This is a genomic window from Anaeromassilibacillus sp. An172, from assembly GCF_002160515.1.
Classification (GTDB): domain Bacteria; phylum Bacillota; class Clostridia; order Oscillospirales; family Acutalibacteraceae; genus Limousia; species Limousia pullorum.
Genome location: NZ_NFKS01000007.1, coordinates 56,115 through 80,312, shown reverse-complemented (window position 1 = coordinate 80,312; position 24,198 = coordinate 56,115). Strand labels below are relative to the sequence as shown.

The window sequence follows — 24,198 nt, the reverse complement described above, 5'->3', positions numbered from 1 at the left end:
ATGTCAGAAAAATCCATTGCGGCTATAATGTACGATTTTGACAAAACCCTTTGTACAAGGGATATGCAGGACTATCAGTTCATACCCAGCCTCGGCATGACCTCCTCACAGTTTTGGCAGGAAGCCAATATATTCGGCAGGGAAAAGGAAATGGACAGCGTTCTTGCCTACATGTACACAATGATTAGGGAAGCCAAAAGAAAAAACGTCCCCGTTTTCAGGGAAACTTTGGTAAACCAAGGCAAAAGCGTAGAGCTTTTCAAGGGACTTGACACGTGGTTTGACAGAATAGACGAGTTCGGAAAAAGTCAAGGCGTACAGGTAGAGCATTATGTAATTTCCTCGGGACTTAAAGAGATAATCGAGGGAACATCCATAAGCCACAAGTTTAAGAAAATTTTCGCCTGTGAGTTTTATTACGACGATGAAACAAAGCAGGCTGTATGGCCCATAACTGCGGTAAACTACACAAACAAAACCCAGTTTGTCTACAGAATAAACAAAGGCGTTTTGGATGTTTCCAACGACGAGGACTTAAACCGTTCCATGCCCGACAGCGTAAAGCGAGTGCCATTCACCAACATGGTTTACATAGGCGACGGACTTTCCGATGTGCCCTGCATGAAGATGATGAAGTCCTACGGCGGTCAGGCAATAGCTGTTTATCAAAACGACAACCCAAAGGTCAGAGAGCTTTTAAAGCGTGGAAGAGTTGACTATATTTTCCCCGCCGACTACTCCGAAAACAGCAGTCTTGAGATGACAATAAAAAATATTATCCGCAAGATTGCCGTCTGCGACAAACTCTACTTTGAAAATGTCCGCCAAAAGTTTTTTATATCCGGCGTGCAGGGGTGACTGCAAGAAATAAACGTCATCACACGCCGGGCGAGACCTTGAGTTTAGAAATGACAATGGCTCTGTCACAATTAAGTTTGTGGCAGAGTTTTTTATTTCCGGCGTGCAGAGGTTTGATTAAGAAATAGACGTAGTTACACGCCGGGTGAGACGTTAGTTTTAGAAATAACAATGGCTCTGTCACAATTAAGTTTGTGATAGAGCCTATTTTTTTAAATAAAAATTAACCTATTACATAGGGGGTAAATATACAATCCACTTTTACTATTAGACTATAAAAGTATTAACACCTTTTAACCCTCCGTCATATATTGACATAGAGAATTAAAAGGGGCGAAAAGCTTTGGAGGAAAAATATTCAAAAATTTTTAAAAAAGAAATTCCCACATTGATTGTGGTTTTTGCGGTTTTCCTGTTTTCTTTTGGCTATGGGGTTTTCGGCACAGGAGAGGAAAGGGAAGAAGAGGCCGATAAAATAAAGATAGTCACAACAACCACTATGCTCTGTGATATGGTGAAAAATATTGCAGGGGACAAAGCGGAGGTTACGGGACTTATGGGAAGCGGAGTTGACCCTCATCTTTATCAGGCGGGAGCAGGCGACGTTTTTACAATGGAAAACAGCGACGTGGTCATATACAACGGTCTGCATCTTGAGGGCAAAATGGGGGATATTTTTGAAAACCTCAGTTCCATGGGAAAAACCGTTATCTGCGCTTCCGACGGAGTGGAAACCTCACACCTCATAGAAACATCATCGGGAGTTTACGACCCACATATATGGTTTGACGTTTCAATATGGAAGGAAGCCGCAGAGCATGTAAGTAAAAGTCTTTGCGATGCCGACCCAAAAAACAGTATATATTATGAGGAAAATCTCAGAAATTATCTGGGTGAGCTTGATGACTTGGAAATTTATATAGAGGATAAATTAAAAGAATTGCCGGAGGAAAAAAGAATACTTGTAACGGCTCATGACGCTTTCGGCTATTTCGGAAAAGCTTATGGATTTCAGGTTGAGGGCTTGCAAGGTATAAGCACCGACGCCCAAACCGGAACTAAGGATATAAGCCTTATGGCAAAGTTTATTTCAGACAATAAAATAAAAGCGGTGTTTGCGGAAAATTCTCTGCCAAAGGCCACGATAAACGCCTTGTGCGAAGCGGTGCAAAATAAAGGATTTGAAACAAAAATAGGGGGACAGCTTTACTCTGATTCCTTAGGCGATGAGGAAAACGGCGGAGAAACCTATATAAAGGCAGTAAAAAGCAATGTAGACACCATAGTCAGGGAGTTGAGCTGATGGAAAATCCGGTACTAAGTGTGAAAAATCTCACCGTCGCCTATGACGGCAAGCCGGTTTTGGAGAATATAACCGGAGAAATAAAAAAGGGAAGCCTTACCGCTATAATCGGGCCAAACGGGGCGGGAAAAACAACTTTTCTAAAGGCGATTATGGGATTGTTAAAGCCTCTTTCCGGCGAAGTGACCTTTGGTTTTGAGGACAAGGAGAGAAAAACAAAAATTGCCTATGTTCCCCAGACCGGAAGCACAGACAGGGACTTTCCTGTTACGGTTTTCGATGTGGCGTTGATGGGCAGATATCCTCACTTGGGATGGTTTAAAAGACCTAAGAAAAAAGACAGGGAAATAGCTTTTGAAATGCTTAAAAAAGTTGGAATGGAAAAATATATCCACAGACAGATTGGGACGTTGTCGGGAGGACAGGAACAAAGGGTATTTCTCGCCCGAGCCTTGGCTCAGCAGGCAAAGCTGTATTTCTTGGATGAACCATTTAAGGGAGTGGACGCCGCCACGGAAAAAGTCATTGTGGAAATGCTCAGAGAAATCAGAGAACAGGGCGGAACAGTGGTTGTGGTTCACCACGACTTGAATACTGTAAAAAAGTATTTCGACTCGGTGATAATGATAAATAAAACCCTTGTGTGCTGGGGAGATACTGAAAGCTGTTTTAATGAAAAAACAGTTTCAAGGACATTTAAAACAGATATTTTTCCGGAGATGAAAACAAGCTATGACTGATTTGTTTTTGCTCTTTCAGGATTATACCTTTTGTGTGGTTTCATTGGGTTCTGCCCTTTTGGGAATACTATGCGGAGTTCTGGGAAGCTTTGCGGTTTTGAGAAAACAGAGCCTTTTGGGCGACGGAATTTCCCACGGAGCACTGCCGGGAATCTGCGCAGCTTTTCTCATAACACTATGCAAGGATGAAGAAATTTTACTTTTGGGAGCTTTGGCAGGGGGAGTGATTTCCCTGTGCTTAATAACATTGATTACAAGGTTTTCAAAAATAAAATTTGACTGCGCCCTTGCGATGACGCTTTCCGTAATGTTCGGCTTAGGACTTGTGCTTTTGACCTTTGCCCAAAAGCTTCCCAACTCCTCCCAGGCGGGACTTAAAACATTTATCTATGGTCAAGCGTCGGCAATGACTTCAAAGGATGTTTTTATAATTTTAATTTCCACGGCGGTTGTGCTTGTGACCGTGGCGATTTTCTGGAAACCCTTTAAGCTTGTTACCTTCGATAAGGTGTTTTCTCAGGTGGTGGGAATTAAAGTGTGGATGGTTGATTTTGTCCTGTCATTTTTCGTCACCTTGGCTTCCGTGGTTGGAATAAAAACGGTAGGCGTAATTTTAATGAGCGCCATGCTGGTGGCTCCGGCAGCGGCTGCAAGACAATGGGTCAGCCGTCTTGAAACAATGACATTGCTTTCAGCAGTTATAGGAGCCTTTGGGGGAGTTTTGGGAACTGCCGTAAGCTCTTCCTTTGAGTCGGTTCCCACAGGGCCGGTAATAGTTGTGTGTCTTGGAGTTATGGCGGTTTTTTCAATATTGTTAGCTCCAAAAAGAGGAGTGCTTTGGAAGCTTATCAAGCGAAAACAAAACAGGAAAAAGCTTATTGAAAGGGTGAAAAGCTTTGAATCCTCAGATTGAAATACTCTTAACAGCGGTTTTTATGTCAGCCGCCTGCGCTTTGCCCGGGTCGTTTCTTGTGGTGCGAAATATGTCCATGACCTCAGATGCAATAACCCATACGGTTCTTTTGGGAATAGTTTTGGGATTTTTATTGACAGGTGACCTAAACTCGCCCATATTGATAATCGGTGCGGGAATTGTGGGAGTGCTGACCGTGTGGTTTACAGAAACTCTGGACAATACGGGACTTGTAGACAGTGACGCTTCCAACGGCTTGGTGTTTCCTCTGCTGTTTTCCGTAGGAGTTATACTGATAACACTCTGCGCCGACTCTGTTCACCTTGATACAGACTCGGTTTTGCTGGGAGAACTTGCCTTTGCGCCCTTTGATAGGCTTATGGTTTTGGGAAAGGATATAGGGGCGAAAAGCGTGTATTTTTCAATGTTCTTGTTTGCCCTAAACCTGATTTTTGTCCTTGTGTTTTATAAGGAACTGAAATTTGCTTCTTTCGATGAAATTGCAGCCAAAACAGGTGGATTTCATCCGGAGATTTTGCACTACGCCTTGATGACCTGCGCTTCAATAACAGCGGTTGTGGCTTTCCAGTGGGTAGGCTCTGTGCTTGTGGTGGCGTTTATGATAGCTCCCCCTGCCGCCGCATTGCTTCTGACAAAACGTCTGTCTGTGGTTTTAGCACTAAGCTGCGCATTAGGCGGAACCGCCGCCGCATGGGGCTATAAGCTTGCGTCAACCTTAGACGTCTCCATCTCCGGCACAATGGCGGTTATGACCGGGGTAATTTTTATAATAATTCTGATAATAACTAACCTAAAAATCACTATAAATAAAAAATCCAAAAGCGGTTAAAAAGTACCGCTTTTGGATTTTTGTATATGTAATAGGTTTGTTGACTTTATAAAAACCATGAGGTACAATATATCTGTAAAATTTTAAAATATGTTGACGAAGAATGTAAAAGGAGGGGAAATTATGATAAAATTTTTAACCGATAAAATAACCGATTTGGTGAATGGTTTTGTTTCAGAACAAGAGGGAAAGATAAAAGGCGTTATAAACAAAAAGACAGAAGAAAAATCACTTGAAAAAAGATTTGAGGAAAGCTCAAAAAGATTTTTTGACGAAAAAATTGAAAATTCATTGAGTATTGAAGAAATAGATTTTCCTGCTTTAAACGAATATGTTAAGAAAAATCTTCTTACACAGGTACGGGACAGCCTTCTTTTTAAAGATAAATGGGGTTCACTTTCGGACAGCTGTTTTATAAATTCCTGTATAAATGTAGCTAAAGCCGATACACCGGAAAAAGAGCGAATTGTATGCGCATATGTTCGGACAGCGAGGGAGATAGTCAAGAGTTTTTACATGGATAAAAACAGTATAGAACAGCAGATACTCTTAGGTGAACATTTTTCTAATCTTTTTGAATATGCAGAAGCAAGACATATGGAACTTATGACAGGGTTCGATAAAATGTACAAGGACATTGCATATATAAATTCTTTTGCCAGCGTCATTGATAGAATTTCACCTAAAACCTTAAATTTAAGTCCCTTTCATTACCGCAACGACATAATTACATTCAGAGGAAGAGAAGAAGAGCAAAAAGAGATTTACAGTTTTCTTGATGATGAAAGAAAACTGTTGTGGATGTCAATTTCCGGTGACGGAGGTTCCGGAAAAAGCAAGCTTATGTATCACATGACCCAAAAGCTTGAGAGCAACGACTGCTGGAAAGTGATATGGCTTGGGGAACAAAGTCTGCAAAGCATAATGTCAAAGGATAAATTTGAATATCCTATAAACCTTTTATTTGTCTGCGACTACGGCGGTCAGTTTTCTGAAAAGCTGGGAGATTTTATAGAAAGACTCTGCACCTTTGACAACACCTACAGTGAAAAAATAAGACTGATAATTCTGGAACGTGAGGGATTTACTCAAGTTTGTGATAGGCTGTTAGAGCCTATGTGGTACAGAAGCTTTAGAGGAAATATAAGCAGAAATCACTGCATAGACAGCACCGCATTTGACAAAAATAAATCTCTGAATTTAAAGCCTTTAAATGATGATGATTTTAAGGGAATAGTGAAAGATTACCTTGCAGAAAAAAAGAAATCTTTGTCGGATGAGAAAATAAATACAGTTATAAAAAAGACTCACGAAATAGATGACAGAAAAACGGGCGCAAGACCCTTGATTCTGCTGTTTGTCGCCGATGCGGTAGCCGACGGAAACGAAGCAGAAAACTGGGATTTAAACAATCTGGTGGAACATGTAATAAAAAGATATGAAGACCACTGGAAAAACGTCATATGCAAAGGCGATGAGGAGCTTTTCAAGGCGGTAAAGGAAATAATAGCCTATGCCACAGCCGTTGGCGGATGGAATTTGAAAAATAAAAAAATAGTGGAACCGATTAAAAATGCCATAGATGTATTTTTGAAAAAAGTTGAAGATAAAAACATGTTTTTATGCAGTATTTGCGAAAAAACAGAAACTGACGGTATTTGGACAACGTTTGAACCGGATTTGCTCGGCGAATTTTTTGTACTGGAGTTCTTGAGAGAAAAAATACAAAATTATGACGATGAATATGTATCTAATTTTTCTGATATTTGCTGGGAAAATAGTTCTGTGTTGTTTGCATGGTTTTTATCTCGTTGTGTTCAAAATTATTGCATGCAGGAAAGATTTAATACAATATTTGCAGATGACATGGAGATGTTTGAACCAAATGATGAAGAAAATGCGGTGTGGTATAGCTATATCCTGGTAAATATGACGTTTTATCAAACAGTAGAAAAAGCAGGTGAAACAGTAAAAAAATTAGAAATGATGAGTCAGAAATACATTACAAATCAAAAATTTCAGGCATCATACGCAAATGGACTTGTTAATTTGAGCAGAGTTCAGGAGCTACGAGAAAGGGAAAAGACAATAGAAGAACTAAAAAATCTGAGTGAGTCATCCCCAGAGAATCAAGAAATCCAAACAATATATGCAAAGGGACTTGTTAATTTGAGCAACAAGCAGGAACTAAAAGAGAGTGAAAAGACAATAGAAGAGCTAAAAAATCTGAGTGAGTCATCCCCGGAGAATCAAGAAGTCCGGACAGTATACGCAAATGGACTTGTTAATTTGAGCAGTGTTCAGGAGCTGCAAGAAAGGGAAAAGACAATAGAAGAACTAAAAAGGCTGAGTGAGTCAGTCCCTGAGAATCAAGAAGTCCGGACAGAATATGCAAAAGGACTTGTTAATTTGAGCAGTGTTCAGGAGCTGCAAGAAAGGGAAAAGACAATAGAAGAACTAAAAAATCTGAGTGAGTCATCCCCGGAGAATCAAGAAGTCCGGACAGAATACGCAAAGGGACTTTTTAATTTGAGCAATGTTCAGGAGCTGAGAGAAAGGGAAAAGACTGTAGAAAAACTAAAAAAGCTGTGGAGGTCAGCCTCAGAGAATCAAGAAATCCAAACAGCATATGCAAGAGGACTTTTAAATTTGAGCAATGTTCAGGAGTTGAAAGAAGGGGAAAATACCGTAGAAAAACTAAAAGAACTGTGGGAGTTATCCCCGGAGAATCAAGAAGTCCGGACAGAATACGCAAAGGGACTTTTTAATTTGAGCAATGTTCAGGAACTGCAGGAAAGGGAAAAGATAATAGAAGAACTAAAAAATCTGAGTGAGTCATCCCCGGAGAATCAAGAAGTCCGGACAGTATACGCAAATGGACTTGCAAATTTCAGTGCAGCGCAAAAACTTTCGGAAATAGGAGATACAATAGATAAGCTTAAAAATTTGGAGAGCATTGACCCACAGAATTTAATTATGCAAACAGCCTATATGATAGGAATAATGAATATGACACTGAAAAAGGCTGAACACTACAAAACCAAAGACTCCATAGAAAGCGATATTGCCGAAATCAAAAAATATGCTGAGGAACATAAGGGTAATGAAGAATTACAGAAATTTTATAATCAATTTCTTGATGACCTTAACGAAATCTTCCCATAACAAATCACCCCGGCGGATTTCCGTCGGGGTGTGATTTTATCATATTGAATTTTACAGCTCAAAGAAATTACTTTCTATTGTTTCTGTTATGGCCGCCGCGGCGGTCGTTTCTATCTCTATTGTTTCTGTTTGGCTTATGGTCTGCCGGGTCATTTTCCGGAACAAGGCCGTCTACCTCGATGAGAACGTCACGTCTTGAAAGGTTCAGTCTTCCCTTGTCGTCGATGTCGAGAACCTTAACTCTGATAATGTCGCCTACGTTTACAACGTCTGTAACCTTATCTGTTCTCTTAACGTCAAGCTGGGAAATGTGTACAAGTCCCTCTTTACCCGGGGCAATCTCTACGAATGCGCCGAAGTCCATGATTCTTGTAACCTTACCAAGGAACATTGCGCCTGGCTCTGGGTCAACTGCTATTGTATTTACAATCTCAACTGCTCTCTGGCACATTGCTGTGTCTGTACCGGAAACGAATACCTTACCGAACTCGCCGTCTTCCTCAATGTCTATCTTGCACTGGCACTCTGCCTGGATTTCCTTGATAACTTTGCCGCCCTTGCCGATAACTTCGCTAATCTTATCAGCTGGGATTGTTGTTGTGAACATCTTAGGAGCGTATGGAGAAAGCTCTGCTCTTGGCTCAGGAATAGCCTTGAGCATAATCTCGTCAAGGATATAGTTTCTTGCCTTGTGTGTCTTTGCCAAAGCTTCCTTAACCATATCAGGTGTAAGACCGCTGATTTTAAGGTCCATCTGAATTGCTGTGATACCGTCGTGTGTACCTGCAACCTTGAAGTCCATATCGCCGAAGAAGTCCTCAAGACCCTGGATATCAACCATTGTCATCCATCTTTCGCCCTCGGTGATAAGTCCGCAGGAGATACCTGCAACAGGAGCCTTAATCGGAACACCTGCGTCCATGAGAGCAAGTGTTGAACCGCATACGGAACCCTGTGATGTTGAACCGTTGGAGGAGAGAACCTCGGAAACAAGTCTCAATGCATATGGGAATTCCTCAACTGATGGGATAACAGGAACCAAAGCTCTTTCTGCCAATGCACCGTGACCGATTTCACGTCTTCCTGGGCCTCTGCTTGGCTTTGTTTCGCCAACGGAGTAGCTTGGGAAGTTGTAGTGGTGCATATATCTCTTTGTTTCCTCATCGTCAATTCCGTCGAGAAGCTGCTGGTCGGATACAGGGCCCAGTGTTGCGATTGTGAGAACCTGTGTCTGTCCTCTTGTAAAGAGGCCTGAACCGTGAACTCTTGGAAGAAGACCAACTTCAGAAGCCAAAGGTCTGATATCGTCCATACCTCTTCCGTCAACACGCTTCTGCTCGTCCAAAAGCCAGCGTCTAACTACTGTTTTCTGAGTTTTGTAGAGGCACTCGTCGATTTTTGCCTCGCACTCAGGATATATCTCGTCGAATTTCTCGTGAACAGCCTCGTAAATTGGCTTGAGTCTTTCGTCACGAACTGTTTTGTCGTCTGTGTCAAGGGCAACCTTGATGTCCTCTTCTGAGAATGCCTTGATAGCCTCGAACATGTCGTGGTCAGGCTCGTTGCTTGGATATTCAAACTTAGGCTTTCCGATTTCTGCCTGAATTCCCTTGATGAACTCGATAATCTTCTGGTTAGCCTCGTGACCTGCCATAATGGCGTTGTACATAACCTCGTCGCTTACGCAGTCTGCGCCTGCTTCAATCATTGCAATTCTGCTGTCAGTTGAAGCAACTGTTGTTGCCATTTTGGAAACAGCTCTCTGAGCGGCTGTTGGGTTGATAACATATTTGCCGTCAACATATCCAACGGAAACGCCGGAAATCGGGCCGTTCCATGGAATATCGGAAATTGAAAGGGCGATTGATGTTCCCACCATTGCTGCGATTTCAGGCATGCAGTCGTTGTCAACGCTCATAACTGTGCAGACAATGGAAACGTCGTTTCTCATATCCTTAGGGAAGAGAGGACGAATAGGTCTGTCGATAACACGGCTTACAAGAATAGCCTTGTCGGAAGGTCTGCCTTCTCTTTTGAGATAGCTTCCCGGAATTTTACCTACGGAGTAGAGCTTTTCCTCAAAGTCAACTGAAAGAGGGAAGAAGTCTATGCCGTCTCTTGGCTTTGCTGCGGCTGTAGCTGCAACGTGTACAACTGTGTCACCGTATCTTACAAGGCATGCGCCGTTTGCAAGCTGTGTCATTTTACCTGTTTCAACAACAAGTGGTCTGCCGGCAAAGTCTGTTTCAAATACTCTGAAATTATTAAATTCTTTAACCAAAATGTATCCTCCTTTAAAACTTTTGAAAAGCAGAAGAATATTATTGATTTAGCAATAACACCAAGGAAAAATATACTTTTTCTTTCGTGTTACCGCTAAATCTCAATAAGCTTTCTTCTGTTTTTCCTCTTTGAATTTACAAACATAGGGCAAACGGATAACCGCCTGCCCTGATTTTGCAATTATTTACGGATGCCGAGTCTTGCGATGATTGAACGGTATCTCTCAATGTCAACCTTGATGAGGTAGTTGAGAAGATTTCTTCTCTTACCAACCATCTGGAGAAGACCTCTGCGGCTGTGATGGTCCTTCTTGTGAACCTTGAGGTGCTCGGTAAGGTCGTTGATTCTCTTTGTGAGAAGAGCAATCTGAACCTCAGGAGAACCTGTGTCGCCTTCGTGTGTTGCGTATTCCTGCATAATTGCAAGCTTTTCTTCTTTAAGCATTTTTATTCCACCTTTAACTTAAATATTTATAACCGAAATTCACAGGTAAGGGATTGGTGAAAATCCGTACAACGGCTTAAACCCCTATCCGTGGAACCGGCTTACGTCAAAACAGTATATCACAATTTTCCCTTGATGTAAAGAAAATTTTTCTGATTTTTTACTTTCGGACAACTGCAAAAATTAAATCTCGATGTCCTTGTATTTTTCGGTAAGTTTTTGAATTTCCTGAATTATTTCCTGTTTTGCTTCTTTGGGCAAAATTCTGTAATTTATTATAAGGCTCTGTTCATCGTTGCCAAGGCAGTATATTTTTTCGTTGTTTTGTTTTCTTACTGCTGCCTGCTGAGGGTTTTCGTCCCTTTGAAGAGAAGAAAAATCGGAATCGCCCACATCATCCTGTGCTTCGGGTTCCATGGGCATAAGGTCGTCAACAGAAACATGATATATTTGTGCAAGCTTTTTAAGAGTTATAAGATTTGGAAGAGTCTTGCCGATTTCATAATAGGTATAGGTTGTTCTCTCTATGTGCAAGGCATCAGCTACTTGCTGTTGAGTAAATCCGCTGTTTTGTCTGTAAAATTTTAGATTTGATATAAGTGAATTCGATTTTGGTTTTCTGCCCACAATTCTGCCCCCTTTTCTTTATTATAATTAGCTTAAAGCTTTTTACGCTTTCTTTTTTCCTTATGGACATAGTATGCTTATTATCATCAATGAAATTATAACCTTTATTAGAAAAATATTCTTTGTTTAGTGATGAATTATCACAGTGAAAAAAAATCACATCACGCATTGCATAATTCCTTCACCTCCTCTTGCAATACAATTAAAAATACAGAACACAAAGGCTTGAAATTTTGTAAAACATGTAGTATAATACCACAGGTAAAGGTGAATTTTAAGAACAGAATAGTTATGCGCTGGAGTAGCTCAGTTGGTAGAGCAGCTGATTCGTAATCAGCAGGTTCGTGGGTTCAAGTCCCATCTCCAGCTCCAAAGCCGTGGCTTAAAACCATGGCTTTTTTACGGTCAGCCGCCTTGTATTGGCGGAATATAAATTATTTTACCGAAAGGAGAAAATCAATGAAAAAGGTATTTTCTGTAATGCTTGCAGTTTTGATGACTGCTGCTCTTGCTCTGAGCTTCTCAGGCTGCGGCGGAAACAGTCAGCAGGAAACAAAGGATATCGACCTTGAAAAGCTTCACCAGGATGTAAAAGTTGCATATGGCGAGAGTTATACCGCAAATATGGCTATTGACGCTGCTACACTTGAGACAGTTTATGGTATTTCAGAGGATCTTTACGACGAGTGCATTGCCGAAACAGCTATGATTTCTGCACAGACCGACTTCTTTATTGCCCTCAAGGCTAAGGACGGCAAGGCAGAAGAAATGAAAACTGCTCTTGAAAAGGCAAAGGAAGCAATCGTAGCTTCTGCATTCTATCCTGCAAACCAGGTTAAGGTTCAAAGCACACAGGTAATAGTTCACGGAGACTATGGCTTTGTATTTGTTTTGGGATATCCTGAGAATCTTAATGAAGAAGACGAAGAAGCCATGAGAGCCGCTTACGATGCAGAAAATCAGAAAGCTGCTGATGTAATCGAGTCATATTTTAAATAATAAATAAATCTGTTTTTCAGATATAAAAAATAACAACCGCATGTGGTCGATAAAACGATCTTCATGCGGTTGTTTTGTTTTAAGGAACTTTACGCATTTGGAAGAGCGATTGCTGTAAATACAGAAAAATAATGAAGTGTACTGCCTATAACTGTAAATATATGCCATACTGAGTGGAAATATTTTACTTTTTTGATTGCGTAAAATATGACGCCGATGGTGTAGAAAATTCCTCCTGCAACTAAAAGAGCGAAGCTTATAAACGGCATTGAGTTCATCAAAGGCTTTACTGCTATTATGATAACCCAGCCCATTGCAATATAGCAGACCACAGAAATTTTTGAAAATTTTTCAAGGTCGATGGAATTAAGCACAATTCCTATTGCCGCCGCTCCCCATACTACGCCGAACAGCACCCAGCCCAGAGGACTTCTCAGCACTGCCAGTGTATAAGGTGTGTAGGTTCCCGCTATAAGAAAAAATATTGTGTTGTGATCCATTATCCTGAAAAACTTTTTGGCTTTTTCGTTGGTTATGGAATGATAGAGTGTGCTCATTGTGTAGAGTATAATCAGGGAAGCTCCGTAAACGGCGGATGACACAACTGCAAAGGCGTCGCTGTTGATTGCAGAAAAAACAATCAAAACCACAGTGCCGGCGATTGAAAGCAGACTGCCCACGCCGTGGGTTACGGAATTAAAAATTTCTTCCCCGAGGGTGTATCTTTTTTTGACCGTTGACATTCCTGTTCCCCCTTGAGTTCTTTTTAGAGAAGTATATCACTTGATTGATAAAATAACAATCGAAAATAGGAAAAAATCAGGGGAAATTCAAAGGAGTTGTGTAATTGAACATAATAAAACAGAACCACCCGTGGAATAAGGCGATTTTTTTATTTTTTATTGGTACTGAAAAATAAATTTCAAAAAATTCTGTTTATTTTTCATAATATTCTGGATTTTTTTTAATTTTATGATATAATTTTAATAAGAAGGATTTCTGATAAACTTTTCTTTAATTCAATATTTTATGTGAGGTGTTTAGCGATGCAAATTAAAAATGGCAAGGTCTTTTTCAAAGACGGAAGTTTTAACGACGTGAATATTGACATCGAGAACGGTAAGATTAGTTCAGTGGGTGATTTTGCTCCCGCAGACGATGCCATTGACGCAAAGGGATTGTATGTAGTTCCCGGATATGTTGATATACATATTCACGGCGCAGACGGAAGCGATTTCTGCGACGGTTACAAAGAGAATATAGCTACTATTTCCAAGTACTTGGGACAGCAGGGCGTTACAACATTTGTTGCCGCTACAATGTCTTTTGATGAGGGTACTTTAACACAGGTTGCTCATGCAGCTAAGGAATTTGCAGCAGAGGACAACTGCGAGGGCGCAGCTCTCAGAGGTATAAACATGGAAGGCCCATTCTTCTCAAAAGCAAAGAAGGGCGCACAGAGCGATAAGTACATTATCGACCCTGATTATGATTTCTACAAGAGAGTTAACGACGAGTCCGGCAACATGATTAAGCTTGTTGACGTTGCTCCTGAGCTTAACGGCGCTATGGACTTTATCGATAAGGTTTCCAAAGAGTGCAGAGTAAGTATCGCTCATACAGAGGCCGACTATGATACAGCTGTTGAAGCTTTCAATCACGGTGTTTCCCATATTACACACCTTTTCAACGCTATGCCTCCGTTTACACACAGAGACCCCGGCGTTGTTGGAGCTGCTTCCGACTATGCAGAGCATGTTGAGCTTATCTGCGACGGTATCCATATTCATCCGGCAGTAGTAAGAACAGTATTTAAGATTTTCGGCGACGATAAGGTTTGCCTTATCAGTGACTCCATGAGAGCATGCGGACTTCACGACGGCGAGTATTCTTTGGGCGGACAGAAGGTTTATGTAAAAGCCGGCAAAGCAACACTTGAAAACGGAACAATCGCCGGAAGCGCTACCTGCCTTGCAGAGTGCGTAAGAAGAGCAGTTAAGTTCGGTGTTCCTATGGCTTCTGCTCTCAAGGCTGCAACAATCAATCCTGCACAGGCTGCAAGAATTGACGACGTTTGCGGAAGCATCGAAGAGGGCAAGGCTGCTGATATCCTTATCATGGGCGAGGATTTGGTTCCTAAGATGATTATCAGAGGCGGCAAGATTATTTACGGCGCATAATTTACATAGTTAATAATTATTGATTTATTCAATATATATTAGAAAGAAGTAAACAAAATTTGGACAAAGGGGATAATTGAAATGAAAATTTTATTTGCAAAAGATTATGATGAGATGAGCCGCAAGGCAGCCAACATCATTGCTTCTCAGATTACAATGAAGCACAACAGTGTTCTCGGTCTTGCAACTGGTTCAAGCCCAATCGGAACATACAAAGAGCTTATCAAGAAGTATGAGCAGGGCGACCTTTGCTTCGATGGCTGCTACACAGCAAACCTGGACGAGTACAGAGGCCTTACAAAGGACAACGACCAGAGCTATGCTTATTTCATGTACAATAATCTTTTCAAGTATGTAAACATCAACATGGATAAGACAAACATTCCTGACGGTTCTAATCCTGACGCAGAAGCAGAGTGCAAGAGATACGACAAGGTTGTTGAAGATTTGGGCGGCGTTGATATTCAGCTTCTCGGTATCGGTCACGACGGTCACATCGGCTTCAACGAGCCGGACGACAGCTTCCCGGTTGGCACACACTGCGTAAAGCTTACAGACATGACAATCGAAGCAAACAAGAGATTCTTTGCACGTAAAGAGGACGTTCCAACCGAGGCTTACACAATGGGTATCGGCACAATCATGAAGGCAAAGAAAATCCTTATGGTTGCTTCAGGTAAAGATAAGGCAGAAATCCTTTACAAGACAGCTTGCGGAGAGGTTAAGCCAGACGTTCCTGCTTCAATCCTCAGACTCCATGCAGACGTAACAATCGTTGCTGACGAAGCTGCTCTTTCAATGATTATCGAGAAGGCTCCAGAGCTTGTTATCGGTCTTCCAAAGAAATAATTTTTGATGTAATAAATAACATCAATTAAAAAAACTCCCCGTTTTGGATAATCCAAAATCGGGGAGTTTTCGTATAAAAAGGAAGTTGTTGAAATCAAAATATTTTTGAGTTTTTAAGCACTACTGAATTTTAATCGGAAATAAAAATCTTTTTCTGGTTAAGATTTATTTTTATGGTTGTGCCTTCGCCTAAGACAGAGGAGGCTGTTATTTCGTGTCCAAGATTTTTGCAAATTCTCTTGCATAGATACAGACCTATGCCGCTGGCTTTTTTGTCGTTTCTGCCGTTGTAGCCTGTGTAACCGTTTTCAAAAATTCTCGGCAAATCCTCCGGAGCAATTCCTATTCCTGTGTCCTTTATGCAAAGCTCTTGATTGTCGTTTACAAAAACGGAAATGCTTCCCTGCTTTGTGTATTTAAGGCTGTTGGATAAAACCTGCTCTATTACAAATAACAGCCACTTTTCATCGGTGACAACCTTTAAATCCGAGGGGCGATAGTCAAGCTTTATTTTCTTTCTTATAAATTGGCTGGCAAATTTTTTTATGCCCTGCCTTACAATACTGTCAATATCGTATTCACGGATTACGTAGTCGCTGGAATTTGAATCAAGCCTGAGATAACAAAGCACCATTTCCACATACTGCTCTATTCTCTGTAAATCCTCAGTAAGCCTCCGTGAAAAGTCAGAGTCTTCGTTTTGAAGATTAAGCCTCATGGCGGCGATTGGAGTTTTTATCTGATGAGCCCACATGGTGTAGTAGTCTATCATTTCGTTGTAGCGTTCTTCCATTTTAAGGCGTATTTGTTTGTTTTCTTCAAAAAGAATGTTAGCCACATCTCCGTAGTCCTTTTCAATCTCGTTTTTGGCTTCCGGAAGAAATTCCATTCCGTAAACTGTAAGCTTTTTGATTTTTTCTAAATCCTTATGAGTTTTTCGTATGCTGTTAAAATCACGGATAACAAAAATCAAAGCCACCAAAAGACATAAGGCTAAAGGGTACAGCACAGCGCCCAAGGGAAGATGATAGAGGGCAAAGGATACGGAAAAAATAACGGCAAATATAAGGAAAACCAGTATAACCTTTTTTCTGTAGTTTAAATAAGAAATGAGAAACTTCATAATAAACCGCCTTTCACAGTATCACATAACCCACGCCGAATTTTGTGGTTATAAAATTTTTAAGTCCTGCGGCGTCCAGCTTTTTTCTCAGGCGGTTTACATTTACAGTAAGTGTGTTTTCGTCAACAAAGCTGTCGGTTTCCCAAAGTCTTTCCATAAGTCTCTCACGGCTAACAATTTTCCCTTTGCTTTCCATAAGGGCAAGCAAAATTCTGTATTCGTTTTTTGTGAGGATGATTTTTGTTTCGCCGTAGGTCAAGGTGTTGTCACCTGTGTTGAGCATTGCTCCTCTGTGTTCAAAGACGGTGACGGATTTTCCGAAATCGTAGGTTCTTCTCAAAAGCGCCTGAATTTTAGCCATAAGCACGCTTTGGTCAAAGGGCTTCGCCACAAAATCGTCGCCGCCCATGTTCATAGCCATAACTATATTCATGTTGTCAGAGGCTGAGGATATAAAAATTATCGGAACGCTTGAAGCACGACGGATTTCACTGCACCAGTGATAACCGTTGAAAAATGGCAGGGAAATATCCAAAAGTACAATATGAGGGCTGAATGAAGCAAACTCAGCCAAAATGTTTCTGAAATCCTGAGCCACCTTGACTGTGAAATCCCACATTTCCGCCTGTTGTTTTATAGCTGAAGCGATAGAGCTGTCGTCTTCTACAATATATATCTTGTACATAGCTTTCTCCGTATTTTTAAATAATTCTTTTAATAAGTATATCACCAAAGAAAAGATATCTCAACAGCAAAAATCCCCACGGAAATAAACAAATTTGTGGGGATTCGTTTTAAAATCAGATAATTTTATAAATTGCGCTTTCGTAAGGTTTAAGCTCTATATTTTTTAAATCAAGGATTTTTTCTGTGGGGTAGTTTGAAATAAGTGTTTCGCCCTTGCCCTCAAAGGAAAATGTTCTGTTGCAGTTGTGGAAGTTGCATACTACAAGGATTGTTTCGCCCTCGTAGGTTCTGAGATATGCGTAAATATCCTCGTCCTCGGGCAATAAAAGCTCGTATTTTCCGTGGATAATAGCAGGGGTGCTTTTTCTCAGCTTTATAAGCTTTTGATAGTAATAGAAAATTGAATTTTCGTCATTCAATGCGTCCTCGGCGTTGATTTCAACATAGTTGGGGTTTAACTTGTACCATGGTGTTCCTGTGGTAAATCCTGCCTGATATCCGCTGTTCCACTGCATGGGGGTTCTTGCATTGTCCCTTGAGTTTCTTTTGAGTGACACTAAAATTTCTTCGTCGGTCTTTCCCTTTTCTTTCCACTCCTTGCGCATGTTTACGCTTTCAATATCGGAAAAATCCTCAAGACGGTTAAACGGAACATTTGTCATACCTATTTCCTCGCCCTGGTAGATGTAGGGAGTTCCCTGCATACCATGGAGGAGAGTTGCAAGCATTTTTGCAGAAAGCACACGGTATTCTCCGTCATTGCCCCAGCGTGAAACTATTCTCGGCAGGTCGTGATTGTCCCAGAACAGACTGTTCCAGCCTTTGCCGTATAACTCATTCTGCCATTTTGAGAACACCTGTTTAAGCTCGGTAAGCTGTAAAGGTCTTGAGTCCCAGCGTTCTCCGCCGGGGATTCTGTCCAGCATACACTGTTCAAACTGGAAAATCATGCTCAGTTCATGTCTTTCGGGGTTTGAGTATTTAATTCCGTCATCTGTGTTGGCACTCCAACATTCTCCCACAGTCAAAAGATTTTTGCCATCCAGAGTTTCACGGTGCATTTCCTTAATGTACTCGTGGAGCATAGGGCCGTTCTCTCTTATCTTTTTGTCGGGAACCTTGCCTATAGTATCTATAACATCCATTCTGAAACCGCCTATGCCCAAGTCAATCCAGTAGTTCATCATTTTCCAGATTTCTTTTCTCATGTTTGGATTTTCCCAGTTCAAGTCAGGCTGTTTTTTGCTGAAAAAGTGCAGGTAATACTCGCCTGTTTCCGGAGAATACTCCCATGCGCTTCCGCCGAATGATGCCTTTAAATCATTGGGAGGATTTTCTCCGTCACCTTTTCTCCAGATGTAGAAATCACGGTACTTGTTGTCCTTTGATTTTTTGGCTTCAATAAACCATGGGTGTTCATCGGAGGAATGGTTTACAACCAAGTCCATAACGATTTTTATGCCCAGCTCGTCGCACTTTTTGATAAGCTCTTTCATTTCGTCCATGGTGCCGTATTCCTCGGAAACACCGTAATAGTCGGATATATCATAGCCGTTGTCGGCGTTTGGGGAAGGGTATGTTGGGCTTAACCAGATAACGTCAATTCCAAGCTTTGATAAATACCACAATTTTGAGATGATTCCCTTTATATCTCCAACACCGTCGCCGTTTCCGTCGCAGAAACTGCGTGGGTAAATCTGATAAACAACGCTGTTTTTCCACCAATCTTTCAGCATTTTATCCACACTCCTTGTGTTTTTTTCTTACTTTGAGTATAATATAAAAAAGTTCTTTCATCTTCAATAATATTAACATCAAATAACACAATATTACGATTAAGGTGAGCGCAATGTCAAATCCTTTCCATGAAAACACAGTCCACGGCACACCGGTTTTTCCTTTGCAGGTGTATTTCCAGCACGACAACGAGGGTTTCTATTTTGTACCCCAGCATTGGCATGAGGAATTTGAGTGGGTGTATGTTGAACACGGCTCTGTAAATATCACAGTTCACGGAAAACAATATTCCCTCACGGAAAATGAAATTTGTTTTATAAACAGCGGCGAACTCCATGAAATTAAATCAACCGGAAGCTCTCTGCACCACGCAATCGTGTTTCAGCCTAAAATCCTCGATTTTGAATTTTACGATTTGTGCCAGCACAGCATTGTGCAGCCTGTGACGGGAAATAAAATGCTTTTTCCTACGGTTTTCAGTGATGCTCAGTCAGGGCTGCAAAGGGAGATACTGCCATACTTAAAGGAAACGGTAAAAATTTATCACAGTAACCCCAGTGGCGGAGCTTTGTCCTTAAAGCTCCAGCTTCTCCATGTGATAGATATTTTAAGCAGAAATAAGTGCTTTTCCCAGAATATTTCCACCTCCACACAGGAGGACTCAATAAGCAAATTGAAAAAAGTGATAGGGTATATAAAGGAAAATTACGAAAATAAAATAACCCTTGAGGAGCTGGCAAAAATCTGCTATATGAGTCCCAACTATTTCTGCAATTATTTCCATAAGGAAACAGGAAAAACACCCATTGTTTTCATAAACGAGTATAGAATACAAAAGGCGTCGAAGCTTCTTTCCCAGTCTGATATATCAATTTCCGAAGCGGCTGTAAAGGTTGGTTTTGACAATTTCAGCTACTTTATCAGGAAGTTTAAGGAATACAAGGGAGTAACTCCGAAACAATATAAAGAGCTTGTAAAAGCCATAAAAACTTAATATCGGTAATTTATTTAAAAATCAAATTCAACATCCACTCACGAAATTGTTTTTTCTTTGTCACAGAAAGCGGATAAAATTTCTCTGTCTATAATAAGGATAAATAGGTTTTATTGATTAAAAAGCTCCATTTTCAACAATATATATTAGATGATTTCGCAATTTAGCGTTAAAGTCTTTCCAAGAATAAAAATTTGATGTATAATAAAAGTTACGAAATTTATTCTTACTCAAGGACAGGGATTTTATGACGGAGCATTATCTTGACAACAGCGCCACAACGGCGGTTTGCCGTGAAGCGGCACAGAAAGCTTTTGAAATGATGACAACAAAATACGGAAACCCTTCATCCCTACACAACAAGGGAATGGAAGCGGAAGACGAGGTGGAGAAATCAAGAGAAATAATCGCTAAATCCTTAGGCGTAACACCTGAGGAAATATTCTTCACAAGCGGCGGCACAGAAGCCAACAACACAGCTATAATCGGAGCCGCCCACGCCGCAAAGCGCAAGGGAAACAAAATAGTTATCTCCGCTGTTGAGCACAGTTCTGTTTTGGAAACAGCAGAAAGCCTTGAAAAGGAAGGTTTTGAAGTGGTCAAAATTTTCCCCGACGAGGACGGACATATCAATATAAAGGATATTGAAGAGGCAATAGACGAAAAAACTGTGGTTGTTTCCGTTATGACAGTGAACAACGAAACGGGAGCTGTTTTCCCGACGGACAAGATTGCAAAGATTATCAAAAGGAAAAAATCCCCTGCTTTGTTCCACACGGACTGTGTTCAGGCTTACGGAAAAATTTCCCTTAAAGCTTCAAAGTTGGGAGCTGATCTTATAACCATAAGCGCACACAAGGTTCACGGCCCTAAAGGTGTTGGCGCACTTTACATAAGAAAAGGTGTGAGAATAATTCCACTTATCCACGGCGGCGAACAGCAGAAAAAAATCCGTCCAGGCACTGAGGGAGTTCCCCTTATCTGCGCTTTTGGAACAGCGGTTTCACTTTTTGACATTGAGGAAAATATGAAAAATATAACCGCTCTGCGTGACTATGCCTTGGAAAAGCTTTTTCAAATCGACGGAGTACAGGTAAATTCTCCAAAGGATTGCCTGCCATATATTATCAACATTTCGGTTTTGGGAATAAAGAGCGAAACTATGCTTCACCATTTGGCTTCCAAGGGTGTATATATTTCCAGTTCCAGCGCCTGCGCAAAGGGTCAGAGAAGCTATGTTTTAAAGGCTATGAAGCTTTCCGACCAGAGAATTGACAGCGCACTTAGAATAAGCTTTTCAAAGTTCAATACAAAAGAGGATGTGGACGCACTTGTGGAGGGGATAATTTCCGGATGCGGTTCACTGGTAAGAAAAAAATACAACTGATAAAGAAAAGGATTTATGAAAATGAGAGAAATAATTTTGATAAAACTGGGTGAGATTACACTTAAAGGCCTTAACAGAAGAACCTTTGAGGATATTCTCAAAAAGAACATAAAAAACAATCTGCGTGATTTGGGCGCATTTAAAATTTCTTCCGCTCAGTCCACATTGTATGTTGAGCCTCTTTCCGAGGATGTGGATTTGGACGAGGTAAGCTCAAGAATTGAAAAAATCTTTGGAATAGTTGCATTTTCCCGTGCCTGCGTTTGCGACAAGGACATGGACGACATTGTTTCCAAGGGACTTGAGTATCTCTGCGAGGAATTGGAGGAGGCTTCCACATTTAAGGTTGAGGCAAAGCGTTCCGATAAAAAATTCCCTCTTAAATCACCGGAAATCTGCGCATATACAGGAGAGAAAATCCTTGAGAAATTCCCTCACCTTACCGTTGACGTGCATAACCCGGACATAATTGTAACCGTTGAAGTCCGTGACTTTGCGGCTTATGTGCGTGGTTCTGTTATCAGAGGAGCAGGCGGTATTCCTGTTGGAACAGGCGGAAACGCCGCAATCCTTATAAGCGGAGGAATAGATTCTCCGGTTGCCGCATGGATGATGGCAAAAAGAGGAATAAAGCTCACAGCAATTCACTTTGCAAGCCCTCCATACACCAGTGAAAGAGCCGAGCAAAAGGTTGTAAAGCTTTTGAAAAAAGTAAGCCTTTACAGCGGAAGAATGACCATGTATACAGTTCCTTTTACTGAAATTCAGGAGGTAATCCAGAGCAAATGCCCTGAGGAGCTTTTCACAATTATAATGAGAAGAATGATGATGAAAATTTCCTCAAGAATTGCCGCAGATAATGACTGTACCGCCCTTATCACAGGCGAAAGCTTGGGTCAGGTTGCAAGCCAGACAATTCACGCACTTGCCTGCACCGACGAAGCCGCCGACATGCTGGTTTTCCGTCCCCTTATCGGAATGGACAAGGAGGAAATAATAACTATTTCCAGAAAAATAGATACTTTTGAAACATCAATAGAGCCTTACGAGGACTGCTGCACAGTGTTTACACCAAAACATCCACGCACACGTCCGGTTCTTAAATATATAAAACAGGCAGAAGAAAAAGCAGATTTCGACGCTATGATTGAAAAAGCTCTTTCAGACCTTAAAGTAACTGTGATTGAGCCTTGAAATCAAAGCCGAAATCCGGTAAAGGAGGAATGTTTCTTAAATGAACTGTGAATTATTTTCAATTCGAGGAAATCAGGAAGAAATAAACCGTCTTAATCAAAATTTGGGAGCTATTGTAGCAGGTCTTGCAAAACTGGATATACAGATTTTATTTAAGACGGAGATTGACAGAAGCACCTCAAAAATAGAAGAAGCCATAATCAACAGTGTAAACGACCAGTCGTCACCGGAGATTATAATAATAGCTAACGCCATTGACGAAACCTGCGGAGCGGATTTTCAGTCAGTGTTTTCAAAAATTATTTATAACTGGGAAACCAGATATAAAAACTCTCTCCCAATTCAGGATAGAAACAAACAATTTCACGTTAAAGTGTTTACGATTGACAATCTGGGATGCGGTCAAAACGGATACTGCTTTACAATTTACAACACAAGGATAATTGTACTTCCCAGTGAAACCTTGGCGAAAAAAAATATTGTAAATTTAATATTTGAAGCCACAACCTGCGCTTTGAACAAGTTCAGGGGAAGCAACCTGCTTTTTCCGAATGGTTTTGATTTTTCTAATGATAATCAGAAACCCGCCGAGGAAACACACAGTACTGAGAATAACGAAATTTACAGCACCTCAGAGCCTGAACCAACCGATGAGGAACAGGAGAGCGTTGATATCATTTCTTCCACGGAAGAGGAAAACACTATTCCAAAGGATATAGAGTTTATTCCGGAGCCACTTTCCAAAAAAGAGGAAAAAAAGCTTAAAAAAGCCGAGAAGAAGAAAAACAAAAAGGGATTTTTCAGAAGAAATTTCCCGTGCAAAGGGGATAGGCCTCTTGAGATTGTGAGAAAGTCTGTTATCCTTGTGGCTTTTGTGACAATAGTTATATGCGCTGCTATGATTGTAAACGAGGTTGTAATTCTTCCTGCGCAAAACGAAAAACGCCAAAACGAAATACAGAATATTTTCTATAATAAGCCTACAGCTAATACAGAAATTCAAGATGAAACCGAGGAAACAGAGGAGACCTCTGAAACTGAGCCTGAAGAGATTTCATACAACTGGGACGCTCTCAAGGAAATAAACGACGAGATAATAGGCTGGATTTCCATAGACAATACGGTAATCGACTATCCTGTGCTTTCCCATGAAGGAGATGAGCCGGGAACAACAAACCCCTACTATCTTACACACAACTATGCCGACCAGTGGGACAGCTACGGTTCAATCTTTACCGACCCAACATCATACGGCGGACTTGATACTAAAAATATCGTTCTCCACGGTCATCACATGAACGACGGAAGCATGTTCGGAAATCTCACATATTACGGTACAGGTTTTGCTGACGGCAACGGAACGCCTAATGTAAATCTTGATTTTTATAAGTCAGCTCCGATAGTTCACTTCAATACACCTGAATGGAATGCGGACTGGAAAATCATTGCTGTAATCCATACAAACGCTCTGGAAAGTCACGGAGAATTTTTCAATTACCTTGCAGGTAATTTCAGTTCCGATGATGAGTTTCTTGACTTTGTATACGATGTAAGAGAAAGGTCAATTATCGACACAGATGTAACTGTAAACGAGGATGACCAGCTTATAACACTTTCAACCTGCACATATGAGTTTGAAAATTTCAGAACCGCAGTTATTGCACGACGTGTTCGTCCCGATGAGGACCCAACAGTAAATGTTGACAATGCGTCAGTGAATACGGATATGGTATGGCCGGATGTCTATTACTGGACCTACGGCGGCACAAAGCCGGAGGATAAGAGCTTTTCAGAGGCATATGCAGACGGCGAGATAAGCTGGTATGACGGCGACCTGTACAGCTCAGAATCCTAATAGGTGACGG

20 protein-coding genes and 1 tRNA gene are annotated in these 24,198 nt (G+C 41.0%); 14 read left to right on the top strand and 7 right to left on the bottom strand.

Going from position 1 to position 24,198, the window contains the following annotated elements; all coding sequences use genetic code 11:
* The 6 genes from B5F08_RS05020 to B5F08_RS04995 all read left to right on the top strand — a co-directional run bounded on the left by B5F08_RS05020 (position 1) and on the right by B5F08_RS04995 (position 7,829).
* Positions 1-858, top strand: coding sequence for an HAD family hydrolase (locus B5F08_RS05020; protein WP_087377004.1), 858 nt, complete (start codon positions 1-3; stop codon positions 856-858).
* Positions 859-1,201: 343 nt separating this feature from the next.
* A complete protein-coding gene (locus B5F08_RS05015; protein WP_242968282.1) occupies positions 1,202-2,161 on the top strand; it encodes a metal ABC transporter solute-binding protein, Zn/Mn family in 960 nt (319 codons plus the stop codon).
* On the top strand, positions 2,161-2,901 hold the full coding sequence (locus B5F08_RS05010; protein WP_087377002.1) for a metal ABC transporter ATP-binding protein: 741 nt from the start codon (positions 2,161-2,163) through the stop codon (positions 2,899-2,901). Before B5F08_RS05015 ends, B5F08_RS05010 begins: the two co-directional genes overlap by 1 nt.
* Positions 2,894-3,814 (top strand): metal ABC transporter permease, encoded by a 921-nt coding sequence (locus tag B5F08_RS05005; protein WP_087377001.1) that lies wholly within the window; start codon positions 2,894-2,896, stop codon positions 3,812-3,814. The genes B5F08_RS05010 and B5F08_RS05005 overlap by 8 nt, the downstream gene beginning before the upstream one ends.
* Positions 3,798-4,664 (top strand): metal ABC transporter permease, encoded by an 867-nt coding sequence (locus tag B5F08_RS05000; protein ID WP_087376999.1) that lies wholly within the window; start codon positions 3,798-3,800, stop codon positions 4,662-4,664. Before B5F08_RS05005 ends, B5F08_RS05000 begins: the two co-directional genes overlap by 17 nt.
* A 123-nt stretch (positions 4,665-4,787) precedes the next feature.
* Positions 4,788-7,829, top strand: coding sequence for a hypothetical protein (locus B5F08_RS04995; protein WP_087376997.1), 3,042 nt, complete (start codon positions 4,788-4,790; stop codon positions 7,827-7,829).
* Positions 7,830-7,896: 67 nt separating this feature from the next.
* Here B5F08_RS04995 and B5F08_RS04990 read toward each other — a convergent pair whose 3' ends face one another.
* From B5F08_RS04990 to B5F08_RS04980, 3 genes are all read right to left on the bottom strand, one after another.
* Complete coding sequence (locus B5F08_RS04990) at positions 7,897-10,110, bottom strand: polyribonucleotide nucleotidyltransferase (protein WP_087376995.1); 2,214 nt, start codon at positions 10,108-10,110, stop codon at positions 7,897-7,899.
* Positions 10,111-10,292: 182 nt separating this feature from the next.
* Complete coding sequence (gene rpsO, locus B5F08_RS04985) at positions 10,293-10,556, bottom strand: 30S ribosomal protein S15 (protein ID WP_087376993.1); 264 nt, start codon at positions 10,554-10,556, stop codon at positions 10,293-10,295.
* A gap of 183 nt (positions 10,557-10,739) precedes the next feature.
* Positions 10,740-11,183 (bottom strand): helix-turn-helix domain-containing protein, encoded by a 444-nt coding sequence (locus B5F08_RS04980; protein ID WP_158096221.1) that lies wholly within the window; start codon positions 11,181-11,183, stop codon positions 10,740-10,742.
* 295 nt (positions 11,184-11,478) lie between these two features.
* On the opposite strand from B5F08_RS04980, the gene B5F08_RS04975 reads away from it, so the two are divergent.
* Together B5F08_RS04975 and B5F08_RS04970 are read left to right on the top strand one after the other, a co-directional pair.
* Positions 11,479-11,555, top strand: a tRNA-Thr gene (locus B5F08_RS04975).
* An 87-nt stretch (positions 11,556-11,642) separates the two neighbouring features.
* On the top strand, positions 11,643-12,182 hold the full coding sequence (locus B5F08_RS04970; protein WP_158096220.1) for a DUF4358 domain-containing protein: 540 nt from the start codon (positions 11,643-11,645) through the stop codon (positions 12,180-12,182).
* 89 nt (positions 12,183-12,271) lie between these two features.
* On the opposite strand, the gene trhA is transcribed toward B5F08_RS04970, so the two are convergent.
* Entirely contained in the window at positions 12,272-12,925 is a 654-nt protein-coding gene (trhA, locus tag B5F08_RS04965) for a PAQR family membrane homeostasis protein TrhA (protein WP_087376987.1), read from the bottom strand.
* A gap of 303 nt (positions 12,926-13,228) precedes the next feature.
* Between trhA and nagA the strand changes: the two genes are divergently transcribed.
* Positions 13,229-14,362 carry an N-acetylglucosamine-6-phosphate deacetylase gene (nagA, locus tag B5F08_RS04960; protein WP_087376985.1) on the top strand — a complete coding sequence of 378 codons (1,134 nt, stop codon included), beginning with the start codon at positions 13,229-13,231 and terminating at the stop codon, positions 14,360-14,362.
* A gap of 81 nt (positions 14,363-14,443) precedes the next feature.
* Entirely contained in the window at positions 14,444-15,211 is a 768-nt protein-coding gene (gene nagB, locus B5F08_RS04955) for a glucosamine-6-phosphate deaminase (RefSeq protein WP_087376983.1), read from the top strand.
* Between the two features lie 130 nt (positions 15,212-15,341).
* Here the strand turns inward: nagB and B5F08_RS04950 are convergent, their stop codons facing one another.
* The 3 genes from B5F08_RS04950 to B5F08_RS04940 all read right to left on the bottom strand — a co-directional run bounded on the left by B5F08_RS04950 (position 15,342) and on the right by B5F08_RS04940 (position 18,757).
* Positions 15,342-16,334, bottom strand: a complete 993-nt coding sequence (locus B5F08_RS04950; RefSeq protein ID WP_087376981.1) for a sensor histidine kinase — start codon at positions 16,332-16,334, stop codon at positions 15,342-15,344.
* Between the two features lie 13 nt (positions 16,335-16,347).
* Positions 16,348-17,019, bottom strand: coding sequence for a response regulator transcription factor (locus tag B5F08_RS04945; RefSeq protein WP_087376979.1), 672 nt, complete (start codon positions 17,017-17,019; stop codon positions 16,348-16,350).
* Positions 17,020-17,134: 115 nt separating this feature from the next.
* A complete protein-coding gene (locus B5F08_RS04940; protein WP_087376977.1) occupies positions 17,135-18,757 on the bottom strand; it encodes a glycoside hydrolase family 13 protein in 1,623 nt (540 codons plus the stop codon).
* A 113-nt stretch (positions 18,758-18,870) separates the two neighbouring features.
* Between B5F08_RS04940 and B5F08_RS04935 the strand changes: the two genes are divergently transcribed.
* The 4 genes from B5F08_RS04935 to B5F08_RS04920 all read left to right on the top strand — a co-directional run bounded on the left by B5F08_RS04935 (position 18,871) and on the right by B5F08_RS04920 (position 24,188).
* Positions 18,871-19,752 (top strand): AraC family transcriptional regulator, encoded by an 882-nt coding sequence (locus B5F08_RS04935; protein WP_087376975.1) that lies wholly within the window; start codon positions 18,871-18,873, stop codon positions 19,750-19,752.
* 247 nt (positions 19,753-19,999) lie between these two features.
* Positions 20,000-21,139: a cysteine desulfurase family protein gene (locus tag B5F08_RS04930; protein WP_087376973.1), complete on the top strand. Its 1,140-nt coding sequence runs from the start codon at positions 20,000-20,002 to the stop codon at positions 21,137-21,139.
* A 21-nt stretch (positions 21,140-21,160) separates the two neighbouring features.
* Positions 21,161-22,333: a tRNA uracil 4-sulfurtransferase ThiI gene (gene thiI / locus B5F08_RS04925; RefSeq protein WP_087376970.1), complete on the top strand. Its 1,173-nt coding sequence runs from the start codon at positions 21,161-21,163 to the stop codon at positions 22,331-22,333.
* 40 nt (positions 22,334-22,373) lie between these two features.
* Positions 22,374-24,188, top strand: a complete 1,815-nt coding sequence (locus tag B5F08_RS04920) for a class B sortase (protein WP_087376968.1) — start codon at positions 22,374-22,376, stop codon at positions 24,186-24,188.
* Positions 24,189-24,198 lie beyond the last annotated feature (10 nt).